This is a genomic window from Apibacter sp. B3919 (assembly GCF_026537405.1).
Taxonomy (GTDB): Bacteria; Bacteroidota; Bacteroidia; order Flavobacteriales; family Weeksellaceae; genus Apibacter.
This window is the reverse complement of the sequence record NZ_JAFNMG010000002.1, coordinates 334,764-349,942: the sequence shown is the minus strand read 5'-3', so window position 1 is coordinate 349,942 and position 15,179 is coordinate 334,764. Positions and strand designations below refer to the sequence as shown.

The window sequence follows — 15,179 nt, the reverse complement described above, 5'->3', positions numbered from 1 at the left end:
TTTTTAATTTACCTTATAATACCTCAGGAGCTAATGATATAATTTTCATATACTCTTTATCACGTAATTCTCTGGCTACCGGTCCAAAAACACGAGTTCCTCTCATTTCTCCTGCTGCATTTAACAATACACATGCATTATCTTCAAAACTAATATAAGAACCGTCTTTCCTTCTTACAGGTTTTTTAGTTCTAACCACTACTGCTTTGGATACTTGACCTTTTTTAGCGTTTCCTGATGGAGTAGCATCTTTTATAGTAACAACTATTTTATCACCTACAGATGCATATCTTCTTTTTGAACCTCCTAACACTCTGATAACTAAAGCCTCTTTTGCTCCAGTATTATCTGCAACTTTTAATCTTGATTCTGTTTGTAGCATCTCTAAATTATTTAGCTCTTTCTAATATTTCTACTAATCTCCATCTTTTACTCTTACTCAATGGACGAGTTTCCATAATGCGAACGGTATCTCCTTCATTGCATTCGTTTTTCTCATCGTGAGCAGTATATTTTTTAGTTTTTAAAACGAATTTCCCATACATGGGATGTTTCATTCTGCTTGTCTCACTAACAACGATAGTCTTATCCATCTTATTGCTAGATACTACTCCGATTCTTTCTTTTCTTAAATTTCTTTCCATAATTGAAATTAAATTCTTTTTCGGATTTTAAATTACTTTAAGGCTGTTAACAACCTTGCTATTGTTTTTCTCATCTCTCTTAATTGAATCGGATTTCCAATTGGAGACACTTTATGTGATAATCTTAGTTTAGCATACTCAGCTTTTGTTTCAGCTAATTTTGCTTTAACTTCTTCTTGACTTAAATTTCTTATATCAACTGCTTTCATCGATTTTATTATTTATGATTGCACAAAATCGTTAGCAACAACAAATTTAGTTTTCACCGGTAATTTTTGAGCTGCAAGTCGTAATGCTTCTTTTGCAACATCATAAGGAACTCCCCCTATTTCAAATAAAATTCTTCCCGGTGATACTCTTGCTACCCAATATTCCACAGCACCTTTTCCTTTCCCCATACGAACCTCAGCAGGTTTTTTGGTAATAGGCTTATCCGGGAATATTTTAATCCATAATTGTCCTTCTCTTTTCATATATCGAGTGGCAGCAATACGTGCAGCTTCTATCTGTCTTGCAGTAATAAATACTGAATCTAACGCTTTAATTCCAAAAGTACCGTATGCTAATTTACTTCCTCTGTAAGAAAGACCTTTCATACGTCCTTTTTGCTGTTTACGGAATTTTGTTCTTTTTGGTTGTAACATAATTACCTAAGATATTTTTTTATCTTCTTTCTTTAACTTTTCTTTTCTGAGTCTTTTTCTGAAGACCTACTAACGGAGATAACTCTCTTTTACCATACACTTCGCCTTTCATAATCCATACTTTTACCCCTAAGCGACCATAAGTTGTATGAGCTTCAGCAATATAATAATCGATATCAGCACGGAAAGTTGACAAAGGAATTCTTCCTTCTTTAAAAGATTCTGATCTTGCCATTTCAGCACCGTTTAAACGTCCGGAAATCATAATTTTAATTCCTTCAGCGTTCATTCTCATTGTAGATGCGATAGCCATTTTAACAGCTCTTCTATATGAGATACGGCTTTCAATTTGACGAGCTACACTTTCTGCAACTAATTTTGCATCCAGTTCAGGTCTTTTAATTTCAAAAATATTTATTTGAATTTCTTTTTTAGTAATCTTTTTTAACTCTTCTTTTAATTTATCTACTTCCTGACCACCTTTTCCTATGATAATTCCAGGTCTTGCTGTGGTGATGGTAATAGTAACTAATTTCAAAGTTCTTTCGATGTAAATTCTGGAAACACCTGCTTTGGATAATCTTGCTTCTAAATATCTTCTGATTTTATAATCTTCTGCTATTTTATCTCCAAAGTTTTTTCCACCATACCAATTAGAATCCCATCCTCGAATGATTCCTAATCTATTACCTATTGGATTTGTTTTCTGTCCCATACTTAATTTACTTCGTTTTTGTTTCCTAGAATAATTGTTACATGATTAGATCTTTTTCTAATCCTATATCCTCTCCCTTGAGGAGCAGGACGTAATCTTTTTAACATAGATCCACCGTCAACAAAAATTTCTTTTACATAAAGTTTAGCTTCTTCGATGTCTTTACCTTCATTTTTAACTTGCCAATTAGCTATGGCACTTAATAAAAGTTTTTCTAATCTGATTGAAGCTTCTTTTTTTGAATATTTTAATATGTATAATGCTTTATCAACATCAACGCCTCTAATGATATCTGCTACTAATCTCATCTTTCTAGGCGAGGTAGGACAATTATTCAAGCGAGCAATTGCTAAATTTTTCTTAGCTTCTTTACGTGCTGTTGCACTATTTTGTTTTCTGTTACCCATTGCTTATTATCTGTTACCTTTATTTTTATTTCCTGCATGACCTCTAAACACACGAGTAGGTGAAAATTCTCCTAGCTTATGTCCAACCATATTTTCAGTTACATATACCGGTACAAATTGTTTTCCGTTATGTACTGCAAACGTTTGACCAACGAAATCCGGAGATATCATTGATGCTCTAGACCATGTTTTAATCACGACTTTTTTTCCTGACTCTATATTTGCTTGAACTTTCTTGTTTAATTTATAGTGAATATAAGGTCCTTTTTTTAACGAACGTGCCATACTAGATTATTTTCTTTTTTGTAAAATATAACGATTCGATTCTTTCTTCTTTGAACGAGTCTTGTATCCTTTTGCAGGCATACCTTTTCTAGATCTTGGATGTCCTCCGGTTGATCTACCTTCACCACCTCCCATTGGGTGATCTACAGGGTTCATTGCTACCGGCCTTGTTCTTGGTCTTCTTCCTAACCATCTGCTTCTACCTGCTTTACCAGATACGATTAGCTGATGATCTGAATTGGATACTGAACCAATTGTTGCCATACATTCAACTAAAATCATACGAGTTTCTCCGGAAGGCATTTTAAGAACGGCATATTTACCGTCTCTGGCTATAAGTTGTGCGCTGGTTCCGGCACTTCTTGCCATTTTTGCTCCTTGTCCGGGACGTAACTCAATACATGAAATAACAGTACCTAAAGGTATGCTTTTTAATTTCATTGCGTTTCCAATTTCAGGAGCAACACTCTCTCCTGAAACGACTTTTTGTCCTACCTTAATACCGTGAGGAGACACAATGTAGCGTTTTTCACCGTCTGCATAAACCAATAATGCGATAAATGCAGTTCTGTTTGGATCATATTCTACTGATTTTACAGTAGCCGGAATGCCAAACTTATTTCTCTTGAAATCGATCTCTCTGTATCGTTTCTTGTGTCCACCTCCGGTATAACGCATGGTCATTTTTCCGGAATTATTTCTACCTCCTGATTTAGAAATTCCTCTTAGTAAGGATTTTTCTGGTTTTGAAGTAGTGATTTCTTCAAAATTGTTAACAATTCTGAATCTTTGTCCGGGGGTGATAGGTTTTAATTTTCTTACCGACATGATTCTTTATAAATTATATATTTCCAAATACATCAATGGTTTGACCTTCTTTTATGTCAACCATTGCTTTTTTCAATTTATTAGTTTTTCCAACTTGAAGACCTGTTTTTGTATATTTTGATTTAACAACAGGTGCAGAAATTAATGTTCTTACTGCAACTACATTAACTCCGTAAGCTTGTTCTACAGCATATTTAATCTCTGACTTATTCGCTTTAGTATTTACTAAAAAAGTATAACGATTTCTTTTTTCAGCGATTTCGTTAGCTTTTTCTGATATAATAGGTTTTATGAGTACAGACATAATTCTATTTTCTTAAATTTTCTTGTATTTTTTCTACTGAGCTTTCAAACAAAACCACTTCATTCGCTTTTAAGATATCATAACTACTTATCTCGTTATATCCTAATACTTTAGCGTCTTGTAAATTTCGTGATGACAAGTATACATTTTTATTAGACTGCCCTAAAATAAACAAAGCTTTTTTGTTAGCTAGTCCTAAATCTTGTAAAACTTTAGTAAAATCTTTTGTTTTAGGCGCTTCAAAATTTAAGTCTTCAACTACTTTTAAGTTGTTTTCTTTTAATTTTTGGCTAAAAACTGATTTTTTTGCTATTCTTTTTAATGATTTATTTAATTTGAACCTGTAATCTCTTGGTCTAGGTCCAAATACTCTTGCTCCACCTCTGAACAAAGGGTTGTTGATATCCCCTTTCCGGGAACCTCCTGTTCCTTTTTGACGGTGAAGTTTACGAGTTGATCCACTTAATTCGGATCTTTCTTTAGATTTATGGGTTCCTTGTCTCTGTGATGCCAAATATTGCTTTACTTCTAAGTAAACAGCATGTGTATTTGGTTCAACTCCAAATATTGTTTCGTCTAAAGTAACCTTTCTTCCGGTTTCTTTTCCGCTTCTATCTAGTACTACTAATTCCATCTTCTTACAATTACATATGAATTTTTAGGACCCGGAACTGCACCTTTTACAATTAAAAGATTTTTTTCATTGTCCACTTTTATAACCTGTAAATTTTGCACTGTCACTTGATTTCCACCCATTCTTCCAGCCATTCTCATTCCTTTAAATACTCTGGATGGATCTGATCCTGCTCCAATAGAACCCGGAGCTCTTAATCTGTTATGCTGACCGTGTGTTGCTTGCATAACTCCTCCAAAGCCGTGTCTTTTAACCACCCCTTGGAATCCTTTACCTTTTGAAGTTCCGGTAACGTCAACATATTCTCCTTCTGAAAATAAATCAACTTTTACTTCTTCTCCAATTTTCAATCCGTCAAACCCATGACGAAACTCCACCATTTTTCTTTTTGGTGTTGAACCTGCTTTTTTGAAGTGACCTAAAAGGGCTTTGCCGACATTTTTTTCACTTCTGTCATCGAAACCTAGTTGAACCGCATAATAGCCGTCCTTTTCTTCGGTTCTGACCTGTAAAACTGTACATGGACCCGCTTCTATAACAGTACAAGGAATGTTTTTACCTTCCTCGTCAAACAAGCTGGTCATGCCAATTTTTTTTCCAATAATACCTGACATTTGTTCTATTTATATATTTTTTCGGACTGCAAAATTAAAAAATTTTTTTCACAATTTAACATTCTGATTCAAAATTTTTTATAATTAGTTTTTATTTTGATTTCAATGGTTTTAACTTGATTAAAATTTTAATTTAAAATTTATCATTATTCCATCCAATTTTTGGTAAATCTATTTAGAACAAATTACTTATATTCTTATCTTTTTACTATTTGTTATACTTCACTTCATAATTCAGTTTTTTTTATCAAATAATCTTTAGCATATCTAAAGTTATATTTCCGGTTGTTATATAAAAAAACTATTTCTTCTTTATTAGTTGCAACTCCCCCATATATTTCTTCTTATTGCCTTCGGAGTCACATTGGATTATTATTCTTCTATTAATCTAAATTACTCAAATTACTATTGGAGTTTTTTTATTCTTGATCGCATTCTGACGAACTATTGTAGAGCCCATTCTGTGTTTAGTTTAAATTTTCGTATATTATTTTCATACTAATATGAGGTAAATCACATAAAATAATTTTATATTTGTAATAATATTTGTTCTTTATGATAAATGATTATAACAATGGATATCAATCAATTACAAAATAAAATCATCGATATCACCATTTGGAAAAAAGGCGAACAACGAGCACCACATAAGCCTTTATTGCTACTATATGCTTTATCAAAATACAAACAAGGTCATGCTCGTTTATTTCATTATAAAACTGAAATTGAGGCACAGTTACTTGATTTATTGAAGTGTTTTGGTCCTAAGCGTACGCATTACTATCCTAATATGCCATTTTGGCGATTGAAAAATGATGGATTCTGGCAATTAACCAATATTGAAAATTGCATCAATATTAATAATCCAAGTAAAGAGCCGACCGGTAGACAGCTAGCTTTATCACAAGTTTATGGGTGATTTGATGAACCATCCTATCAATATCTTAAAAAAAATCCATCTGCTATCGATCACATAGCAGAACAGATTTTAAGTCAGCATTTTCCTGAAAGTGTGCATGAAAATTTAATTAATCGACTTGATTTTGGTTTAACCGATTTTAATCGTCAACGTGATCCTATGTTTAGTTAGTCTTACAAGCTTAAAAATTTGCGGTTTTGAATTTAATGCATGAATCAATATCAATTGCACTTGAAGCCGCCCTTATATCAAGTAGAATTAATGGGCATCAAATGGTCAAGAGACTAATTTGGAATTTTGAAGGGAAGGATTTTATCGACCAAGATTTAAGGAAGATTATTTGCATGACCAATTTGTTGAATGGCATGTGGGAGAAGTGTTTAGGATATAGCGAAAAATACTAATTCTACTAGAAATTAATTATTTAAAAATATGGTTATGAACAGAATAATAATGAAAAATTGGATTATTGAAGCTTTAAATCACTTAGGTGGAAAAGCACGACCAAGGGATGTTAGCAAATATATTTGGGAACATTATGAAACTGAATTAAAGAATTCCGGTGATAGCCTTTATACTTGGCAATATGATATTCGTTGGGCTGCCCAGTCATTAAGAAATGAAGGTGTATTAAAACCGGTAAATAATCGACGAGATTTGCCATGGGAATTAGCTTAAATTATAGTCAGTTTTTTTTATCCCTTAGCATCAATTTTCAAATTTTGTGATACTATTCATTATTTTGAAGTGTGAAAGGATAATGAATATGCTTATTATTTCCATTTAATAAAAGCTGAATTCATCTGTAAAAATAACAAATTTATAAGGGATTTGATTAATCATCCTATAAGTGTATTATATGCCTTTTTCTTATGCTTTTTTAATAAGTTCTCTGTTCGGCCTATATTCGGCCAAAAAAACTCCTCTTTTTTTAGATTCTTCTATTGTCTCACTTGTTTGAATTGATCTTGTCCTATCTGGAACATCGATATTGCACCCTACCATACCTAATAGGAATACATATGCTAAAATATTTCGTGTTTTTTTATTCATACCATTCTTCGGATCCGTATAAAAAAACTATTTCTTCTTTATCAACAGCAATTCTCCCATACATTTTCTTTTTTTTCCTCCGTATATATAATAAATTAAAGTGTCTTTGGATAATTCTTCTTCTGTTAATATAAAGGTAAGATATTTCCCCTTAACACCCACATTACCATTGGAAGTATCTCCATTCATGCATCTTTCCCATGTTCGGGAGAGACCTATACTATCTATGGCTTCTATGTATAACTCATGTCCTCTTTGTTTTTTGATATTTCCAAGGGTATCATATACCCAGTGGATTTCTGCCCATGCTTTTTTTATTATTTCTATTTGGCCTATATTCGGCCAAAAAAACTCCATTAGCCTTCGATTCCTCTATTGTCTCACTTATTTGTGTAATCTTTGTTCTATCGAGTACATCGAAACCGCACCCTATCATATTTAGTAGGGATACACTTGTTAAAACTATTTGTATTTTTTTATTCATACCATTATTCTGATCTGTATAAAAAATCTATTTCTTCTTTATTAACAGTAACTCTCCCATACATTTTCTCTTTTTTCCTCCGTATATATAATAAATTAAAGTGTCTTTGGATAATTCTTCTTCTGTTAATCTATAAGTAAGATATCTCGCCCCATCAACCATATTTCCATTGGAAGTATCTCCTTGTTCGCATTCTGACCAACTATCGCTAAGACCTATACTGTCTTTGGCTTCTATGTATAACTCATGTCCTTTTTGTTTTTTGATATTTCCAAGGGTATCATATACCCAGTGGATTTCTACCCATGCTTTCTTTATTAGTTCTCTGTTCGATCTATATTCAGCCAAAAAAACTCCATTGGCCTTCGATTCCTCTATTGTCTCACTTATCTGAGTAAATAATGTTCTATCAGGTACATCGATATTGCATCCTATCAAACTTAGTAGGAATACACTTGTTAAAACTATTTGTATTTTTTTATTCATACCATTCTTCGGATCCGTATAAAAAAAACTATTTCTTCTTGATCAATTGCAACTCTCCCATACATTTTCTTTTTTTTCCTCCGTATATATAATAAATTAAAGTGTCTTTGGATAATTCTTCTTCTGTTAATCTATAGGTAAGATATCTCGGCCCAGCAATCATATTACCATTGGAAGTATCTCCTTGATCGCATTCTGACCAATTATCGCTAAGACCTATACTATCTTTTGCATTTATATATAGTATTTGTCCTTCATATTTTACTGTATTTCCAAGAGTATCATATACCCAAGGAATTTCTGCCCATGCTTTTTTTATTAGTTTTCTGTTCGATCTATATTCGGCCAAAAAAACTCCTCTTGCCTTCGATTCTTCTATCGTCTCACTTATCTGAATTACTCTTGTTCTATCAGGAACATCGATATTGCATCCTATCATACTTAGTAGGGATACACTTGTTAAAACTATTTGTATTTTTTTATTCATACCATTTTTTTGGATTATAATGATAATATATATTGTAAAATCCATTATTAGGAATAAAAGTTCCCGCTCCTCCTCCATAGATTCCTATGGAGTTTAACGCATTTTTAACTACATGAAAACAGTTGGATAATATAAAATGGTATCTAGACGAAGCACTTTGATATGCTACATTCAATGCTTGGGCTACTTCTCTATAACTTAATTTTTTTATAGTCATCATCTTATTATAATCTTTGGTTATTTTTTCATAATTCATCATAGAATTATATGAAGAAAAATATTCATCTGTAACCCTTGGTTTCCCCCCAATTATTTCATTACCATTTTGATCACGCCCATCTTTGGATATAAAGCGATAGGATCTTGCTCCGGAGTCTTTTAATTTTCCTCCTATTGCTGAATGACCGTATCCATTAACAGATTTAGTATTTTCAAATATATACAGCTCTCCTCGCTTAGGATCCAGCATTTTATGTGCCACATGATTCAATCCGCTTACTATTAATCCTGTAGCCGCACCTTGCCAGAAATTTCCGTCAGACAATACCGATCCAAAGCCTCCGCTTAAAGTTCCAAAAAATAGGGTTCCGCCTATTGTATTTTCGTCCGTTCCTGCAAGCATACCTCCAATTCCTACTGTTGAGGATACCAGACTACTTATACCTCCACTGCTTATCCCTTGTTGTATATCTCCCCCGCTTATTCCCTGTATGATTCCTTGTGTCAATCCATTCATAACTCCCTCTATGCCTGAGGCTAAAATATCAACCTGTAAATTTGTCAAGGTTTGCGTAGAAGTGCATATTCCGGTTCGTATTACACCCGCCAGACTTCCTACACCATAAGCAGCAACTCCACCGGCACTGCCCAAGGCTAAACCTTTTAAAAAGCCTCCCCATAGAAAAGAGTCGGTGCATAATGCATAAGTGGTATAAGTTACGGTTCCTATAGCAGCTCCTAATACTGCCGCACCTAACCAGGCTGATCCTGCTAGAGTAAATAATTCTCCGCTCGGGTCGGTATATTTTAAAGGATTATTCAATACATATCCATAGCGATTGTAATTCTGTGAATTGTAAGGATCTTGGATATTATTATCGGGAGATAAAAATTGTTTTAAAACCGGATCGTACATACGTCCGTTCATATGAATCAACCCTACTTGGCTAAAATGTTCATGACCGGTATATCCGCGGTCCATAAATATAAGTTTCGGATTTTTAGTTTCTATATTTCCTTGTCTATCGGTTACTTGAATAAGTTTCCCCCAAGGATCATACAATCTTTTTTCAATAATACCTCCTTTTTCATTTGTTATAGCCAGTATGGAACCTTGATAATCTCTATGAAAATAAACTAAAGATTCATCCGTTTTCTGATAATTCCCTTTTTTGAAATTAGTGATATTGGCAGCCGGTGCTTCGTAGGGATCCCCCCCTATATAGGTTATAATCGTGGTTGAATTCTTATCGGTAACAATTTCTACATCTTGAGCAGTTGAATAATATTTTTTTTGTACTTCCTTTGAATTTAATTGAAAGGAAGCCGAACTGCGGTTACCTTGTATATTGTAGATAAATTTTAAGTCATGAATATTCTTATATTCCTTATTAGAGCCATAAGATAATTTTTCTACTGCTCTAATTGATGATGGTTTTTTAAATGCGTTGTATCTGATTTGTTGAAGTGGGGCAGTTTCGTAATAATTTCTACCCTTTGAATTAAGATATATGTCGGATTTTTTATAATGTGCCAATGTTTGATATTGATATTCTCCTACATGCGAATTATCGGTAATTCTCCCATCGTTTGCATAGCGAAGTGTATGAATTCCATTGGAATCGTACCAGGTAACTAATCGCTCAAATCGGTCATAATCAAACTCTTCATTCCAATTGGAGTAATTATTGATTCGAGTATTTAAGTTCCCGTTTCTCCAATTAAATTCATATTCAATATCAAGGAGATGAGATCGTCTTGATGAATGCCTCATTCTTGTCATATATCCAGCCTTATCAATAGTATTATGAATATTTATACCATTACCCAACTTAATCGAAAGGGCTTGCATTCTTTCATTGACTCCTGTTATTTGCCAAACAGGTACATATCTTCCATTTTCTAAACGATCTATTTTTTCCAACATTCCGTTGTTTTCATTATAGCCGTAAGCAATTATGACAGAAGAATATAAATTACCATAGTAAACTATTTTTTCTTCGTTTACTATTTTTCCATAAAAATCATATTTATATTTATTTAAATATGTCACATCCTGCGTAATTTCTTCTGTTCCTACCAACAGGTTATTGTTGTTGTAAGTATAATTATACGTAAAACGTTGATTGTTATAACATCCGTATTCTTTTTTCAATAAACCTGTGTTGGAATATTCATAATTAACATTTAGATAATTACCTATATCATCCATTTTTTTAGAGAGTAGTCTTCCGGTGGGTGAATAAGTATAAGTAGTAGTTCCTTCCGGAGAGGATTCTTTCAACAATTCTCCATAATTATTATATTCCTGAGTATAAGGTTTGGTGCTGACCGAAGGATCCTTAAAAGATATTCTTCTACCCCACCCGTCATATAAATAAGTCAAAGTGTGGTCACCATATTTAGCTGTTTTTTGATTTCCGTTGGCAAAGTAGGTATAGTGAATTATTTCACCATTATCGTTAAGCATACGTATATTTCCATTTGCATCTCGAGTTAATGTTTGTTTTTTAACTTCATCATCAGTAGTAACGGACAATCCTTTATAAGTAGTCGTTATGGTTTTACCTGTAAAAAATTTTTGCTTTACAGGTCGGCTGAATTCGTCGTATTCTATGGTATTCCATCTTAAGGGTTGTTGCCCTTCAATGTATGGTTCACTTTCTTTTATTTTTCTTCCTAATGCATCATATACGGTTTGTTTGGATATATACATTTCAGGTTGATCTCCTTTGATCGTGGATTTTATTTCATTTCCAAATATATCTTTATGTATCCGGGAATATTCATGGGTATCTTCATCGAAAGTGGTAATTTTTATCCCTCCCCCTTCTGTTCTTTCATATAGGGTAATATTAAATAGTGGATCAATTGTAGAACCTATTATTCTTACATCTTCAACTTTCCCCCAATTATCATATCGTGATTCTGTAAGTACACCCTGTGGACTGGTATGACTCAATACCTGCCCCAAATTATTATAAGTGAAATATTCGGTTAGATTATTTATATCTGTTTTTTTAACAACAAATCTTCCGGTAGAATCATATTCTTCTTTAGTTGTTCGAGGAGATACTCCCGGAGCAGATACTGTTTTTTCAATCAAATTGCCAAAAACATCATACTTCATATCCTCGGTTATATAATCAGTACGGTGCCCTTTTTTCATTACCTTGGAAACTAAGTTACCTGAGTAGGAATATTTCTCTTCCGAAGTATATTCATCTCCATATGCTGATATTTGGCTATTGGTTTGAATTAATCTTCCTACATAATATCTGGTATCATAGGCATACGGAAAATCATCGTACGTATAATTTATAGTTTTTATTTCTACTCCATTATCGATGGTTTTTTCTTTTATATTATAAAATCCATCATAACTATATATTGTTTTAGTTTCAACACCTGTTAAGTAATCTTTTTCATTTTGTTCATCAAGTAATTTTGTCCACTTTTTATCACTCGATCTTATGATTGAATATTCAAAATCTTTTTTACTTATTAAATAGTCTTCTTTCTGCTCATTCATAATCAAACTAAGATTATTTCCTCGAGTTATCCAGTTGGATAGCGGGAGACCACGATATTGAGGTGAATATTGAGTAACATTCCAGTTAATTGAAGAAATATTTTGAGATTTCCAACTTGATTCTGCAACTTTTTTAAAACCTAGTAATCCCAATCCTTGAGCATGAGATACTAACCCGAAATATTTGTACTCTTTTTCGCGTTTTTTTCCTCCGGCTGTTATAGAGAGTTTTTTGACAACATCCAAATTAGATGCTTGTGAAATTTCTTTAAAGGGATATTTTTCTGTTAAAGAAGAATGATAAACTCCTTCTATATTTCCTAATCCGTTATTTTTTGAATTAGGTTCCAATGGAGCATATTCAATTTGAGTAACGATATTTCCATCAGATTCTGAAATGCCCGTCAATAATATATCTTTTCTCAAATCTTTATTAAAAGCGCCTTTCCAAATTTCGTTTCCTTGTACAAAAACTAAATTCCCTGTTTTTTGATTATTACTATAATCCGCAAGAAGCAAGGTAATTGGATCACTATATCCGTATTTAGACCATATGCCGGTATCAATGGGTGAGGCAAACATCGGTTTTTGTTCTCCTCCCAAATTCTCATAGTATTGCAAACTTGCTTTTCCGTTTCTCGATCCGTCCCATCCGTTTCCATATGATTCATATATTGAAATTATAAAATCTGATTTACCGTCTTTATTGAGATCTGCTACCCTATAGGTTTTATATCTTCTTCTTTTGGTTTGACTTTTACCTTTCCATAAGGGAAGATATTCTGCTAAATTTTGATAAAAGACTTTTTCAAAATCGTTTCCTTTGGATAAATATAAATACCAGTTAGAAGATCCTTCCTTTTCAGGAATCAAAAGGTCTGTTTTTCCGTCTCCGTTGAAATCGCCAAAAAGAACGGGTTTTATACCATCATATTCCGGTATATTACCACTTACTATAACTTTCAACTCTTTGTCTTTGGTTAGTGTCGAAATACTAAAATCGCCTACTTTTCCATAACCGGCTTTTTTATTAAAACTGATAATATCTGATTTTCCGTCTCCATCAAAATCAATCACATAATTGTTTGTATACATTAAAAAATCAGCTTTATTTAAAACTCGATAACTTTCCTTATCAGGCAATAAGGGATTCATATCAACATAATACGGTAAAATATATTCTTTACTTGGGCTGGTTATACAATGGAGGTTCGGCCTTCTTGAATGTAGATAGTCTCCATTTCTCCAGTAATCTGTACCGTCTATATCACGTAATCTTTTTATACTTTTATCAGCACTCCCCAAAACTATGATCTCAGATATTCCGTCTCCATTAAAATCGCCTTCGATGAAATCATAATATACTTTATTGGTATAAGTAAATTTTTTACTCGGATCACCGGCACATTCATCTGCATGGAAACCTCCGTGCGGATACTTAATTTTTCTAGTATAGTTTTGTTCAAATTTATTTTGTTCCTTATTAAAGTTAGATACAGTCAAAATTAATTCATTATCTGTATGATTTTTGAAATCTGAAGGTGCCAAATAACTCAAATCGTTATTCTTATAAGTTACTATAGATTGAAAATTATTCATTTTACCCCGAGTTAAGGTTGAAATTGGATAATTTAAAAGCTTTTCTGTATTTATCTGAATTACACTACCACTTTCTTTTCCAAGATTTTGAAATAAATCTTTATACAACTTCCCTCCGGCTATTACATCTACTTGTCCGTTTCCACTGAAATCTCCGATCATTTTTATATACTTTAAATCCCATAAAGCATCGGATTTATCTTTTATATATGAATCAAATGTATTATTGGTTGTATTATAAGAAAAATTAATTGGATTGGACGGGTCTCCATTTCCATTAAATTCTTGTACTGAAACCACTCGTTGGTAATTGCCTGTGATTGCCTTATGATTAATTTGATATTTTCTAAATAATTGATTACCTGCAGTTACCTCTATTTTATCCAATATACGGTTATTGACCATTTTTATTCCATGTACATAAGCAAACTCCGGACGCTCTCTTTTTTTATAATAAAATTGAATAGTGTTACTGTACCCGGTATCTTTCTTTTCATTTTTTCCCCATACTATTTTATTAATATAGGTTGTATTTTGATTCCTGTCATAAAAGTACTCAATATAATTACCTTGTAAATCAACCCATTTTTTTATAAGCCATTCGGTTACACCTCGGGAATCGTCTGATGAACCGTATAAAGCCATGGTCCCATCCGGAAAAAGTACTTTAAAATATTTTGGCCTTTTCCCATCTATTCCCGGCATTGATACCATACCCACAGACACAATATAAAGATTCGAATAAATTTCAGTTTGATATACTGTATTTTCTTTTCCGTAGTCTCCTTCTCTAATAACTAAACGTTGTCCATCTAAGGAATACTTATCATTTTCATTAAAATTAACTCCATCCACAAATCCATCAATATCTATTCGGGTAGAAACTAATGAAATAGAAGAAATTCCGGCTATATTCCACCCATACCCGGCTATTCCATTATCTGAAGAGCTGTTGTAAGTTAATGCTATTTGGGGAGCAACATTTTTTATTCCGGGCGGTAAAGCTATGGGAACTTTATAATTAGTTGACCCGAAAGTGGAAACATTTAATTCTCCTTTAGAATCCGCAAAGTGGGCTAATGGTCCGTTTTCCGGAGGGTACAATTCGTTGCGATCTTCTTCGATGAAATCACCTATTACACGAAGCAAAGGGTTATCAGGGTTCTCTAGATCTTTCTTATCCATTTTATTTTTAATTCCATTTACGTTTTTATCTAAATCATTATTTTCAGATAAAAGCGATTGGGCTGTCATCGGTAGTGTCATAGAGAGAAAGACAGACATACCTAGGGTATATATAAATTTCATTTTTATGTAATTAGTTT

17 protein-coding genes are annotated in these 15,179 nt (G+C 32.9%); 2 read left to right on the top strand and 15 right to left on the bottom strand.

What is annotated here, in order from left to right; all coding sequences use genetic code 11:
• Positions 1-13: 13 nt before the first annotated feature.
• Genes rplN through rplC form a run of 11 tightly spaced genes read right to left on the bottom strand, consistent with a single transcriptional unit; the run spans position 14 to position 5,075 of the window.
• The gene (gene rplN / locus J3U20_RS04865; RefSeq protein ID WP_055425363.1) at positions 14-382 is read right to left on the bottom strand and encodes a 50S ribosomal protein L14; all 369 of its coding nucleotides are present in this window, start codon (positions 380-382) and stop codon (positions 14-16) included.
• Positions 383-389: 7 nt separating this feature from the next.
• Positions 390-644, bottom strand: coding sequence for a 30S ribosomal protein S17 (gene rpsQ, locus J3U20_RS04860; RefSeq protein WP_055425364.1), 255 nt, complete (start codon positions 642-644; stop codon positions 390-392).
• Between the two features lie 32 nt (positions 645-676).
• Positions 677-853 carry a 50S ribosomal protein L29 gene (gene rpmC / locus J3U20_RS04855; RefSeq protein ID WP_105298126.1) on the bottom strand — a complete coding sequence of 59 codons (177 nt, stop codon included), beginning with the start codon at positions 851-853 and terminating at the stop codon, positions 677-679.
• 12 nt (positions 854-865) lie between these two features.
• On the bottom strand, positions 866-1,288 hold the full coding sequence (gene rplP / locus J3U20_RS04850; RefSeq protein WP_055425366.1) for a 50S ribosomal protein L16: 423 nt from the start codon (positions 1,286-1,288) through the stop codon (positions 866-868).
• 19 nt (positions 1,289-1,307) lie between these two features.
• On the bottom strand, positions 1,308-2,003 hold the full coding sequence (gene rpsC, locus J3U20_RS04845) for a 30S ribosomal protein S3 (RefSeq protein WP_055425367.1): 696 nt from the start codon (positions 2,001-2,003) through the stop codon (positions 1,308-1,310).
• Between the two features lie 2 nt (positions 2,004-2,005).
• Entirely contained in the window at positions 2,006-2,410 is a 405-nt protein-coding gene (rplV, locus tag J3U20_RS04840; protein WP_055425368.1) for a 50S ribosomal protein L22, read from the bottom strand.
• Between the two features lie 6 nt (positions 2,411-2,416).
• On the bottom strand, positions 2,417-2,695 hold the full coding sequence (gene rpsS, locus J3U20_RS04835) for a 30S ribosomal protein S19 (protein ID WP_055425369.1): 279 nt from the start codon (positions 2,693-2,695) through the stop codon (positions 2,417-2,419).
• Between the two features lie 6 nt (positions 2,696-2,701).
• Complete coding sequence (gene rplB, locus J3U20_RS04830; protein ID WP_105298127.1) at positions 2,702-3,523, bottom strand: 50S ribosomal protein L2; 822 nt, start codon at positions 3,521-3,523, stop codon at positions 2,702-2,704.
• A gap of 13 nt (positions 3,524-3,536) precedes the next feature.
• On the bottom strand, positions 3,537-3,827 hold the full coding sequence (gene rplW / locus J3U20_RS04825; RefSeq protein WP_105298128.1) for a 50S ribosomal protein L23: 291 nt from the start codon (positions 3,825-3,827) through the stop codon (positions 3,537-3,539).
• Between the two features lie 4 nt (positions 3,828-3,831).
• The gene (gene rplD, locus J3U20_RS04820; protein ID WP_105298129.1) at positions 3,832-4,461 is read right to left on the bottom strand and encodes a 50S ribosomal protein L4; all 630 of its coding nucleotides are present in this window, start codon (positions 4,459-4,461) and stop codon (positions 3,832-3,834) included.
• Complete coding sequence (rplC, locus tag J3U20_RS04815) at positions 4,452-5,075, bottom strand: 50S ribosomal protein L3 (protein WP_055425373.1); 624 nt, start codon at positions 5,073-5,075, stop codon at positions 4,452-4,454. The genes rplD and rplC overlap by 10 nt, the downstream gene beginning before the upstream one ends.
• Positions 5,076-5,649: 574 nt before the next feature.
• Here rplC and J3U20_RS04810 point away from each other — a divergent pair.
• Together J3U20_RS04810 and J3U20_RS04805 are read left to right on the top strand one after the other, a co-directional pair.
• Positions 5,650-5,994: a hypothetical protein gene (locus J3U20_RS04810; protein ID WP_221410877.1), complete on the top strand. Its 345-nt coding sequence runs from the start codon at positions 5,650-5,652 to the stop codon at positions 5,992-5,994.
• Positions 5,995-6,432: 438 nt separating this feature from the next.
• Complete coding sequence (locus tag J3U20_RS04805) at positions 6,433-6,672, top strand: hypothetical protein (protein ID WP_221410878.1); 240 nt, start codon at positions 6,433-6,435, stop codon at positions 6,670-6,672.
• A gap of 402 nt (positions 6,673-7,074) precedes the next feature.
• Here J3U20_RS04805 and J3U20_RS04800 read toward each other — a convergent pair whose 3' ends face one another.
• The 4 genes from J3U20_RS04800 to J3U20_RS04785 all read right to left on the bottom strand — a co-directional run bounded on the left by J3U20_RS04800 (position 7,075) and on the right by J3U20_RS04785 (position 15,162).
• Positions 7,075-7,404 (bottom strand): hypothetical protein, encoded by a 330-nt coding sequence (locus tag J3U20_RS04800; RefSeq protein ID WP_160541864.1) that lies wholly within the window; start codon positions 7,402-7,404, stop codon positions 7,075-7,077.
• A gap of 154 nt (positions 7,405-7,558) precedes the next feature.
• Positions 7,559-7,969: a hypothetical protein gene (locus tag J3U20_RS04795; RefSeq protein WP_160541863.1), complete on the bottom strand. Its 411-nt coding sequence runs from the start codon at positions 7,967-7,969 to the stop codon at positions 7,559-7,561.
• Positions 7,970-8,045: 76 nt separating this feature from the next.
• Positions 8,046-8,504: a hypothetical protein gene (locus J3U20_RS04790; protein WP_160541862.1), complete on the bottom strand. Its 459-nt coding sequence runs from the start codon at positions 8,502-8,504 to the stop codon at positions 8,046-8,048.
• Positions 8,497-15,162: an RHS repeat-associated core domain-containing protein gene (locus J3U20_RS04785; RefSeq protein ID WP_160541861.1), complete on the bottom strand. Its 6,666-nt coding sequence runs from the start codon at positions 15,160-15,162 to the stop codon at positions 8,497-8,499. The genes J3U20_RS04790 and J3U20_RS04785 overlap by 8 nt, the downstream gene beginning before the upstream one ends.
• Positions 15,163-15,179: the final 17 nt, after the last annotated feature.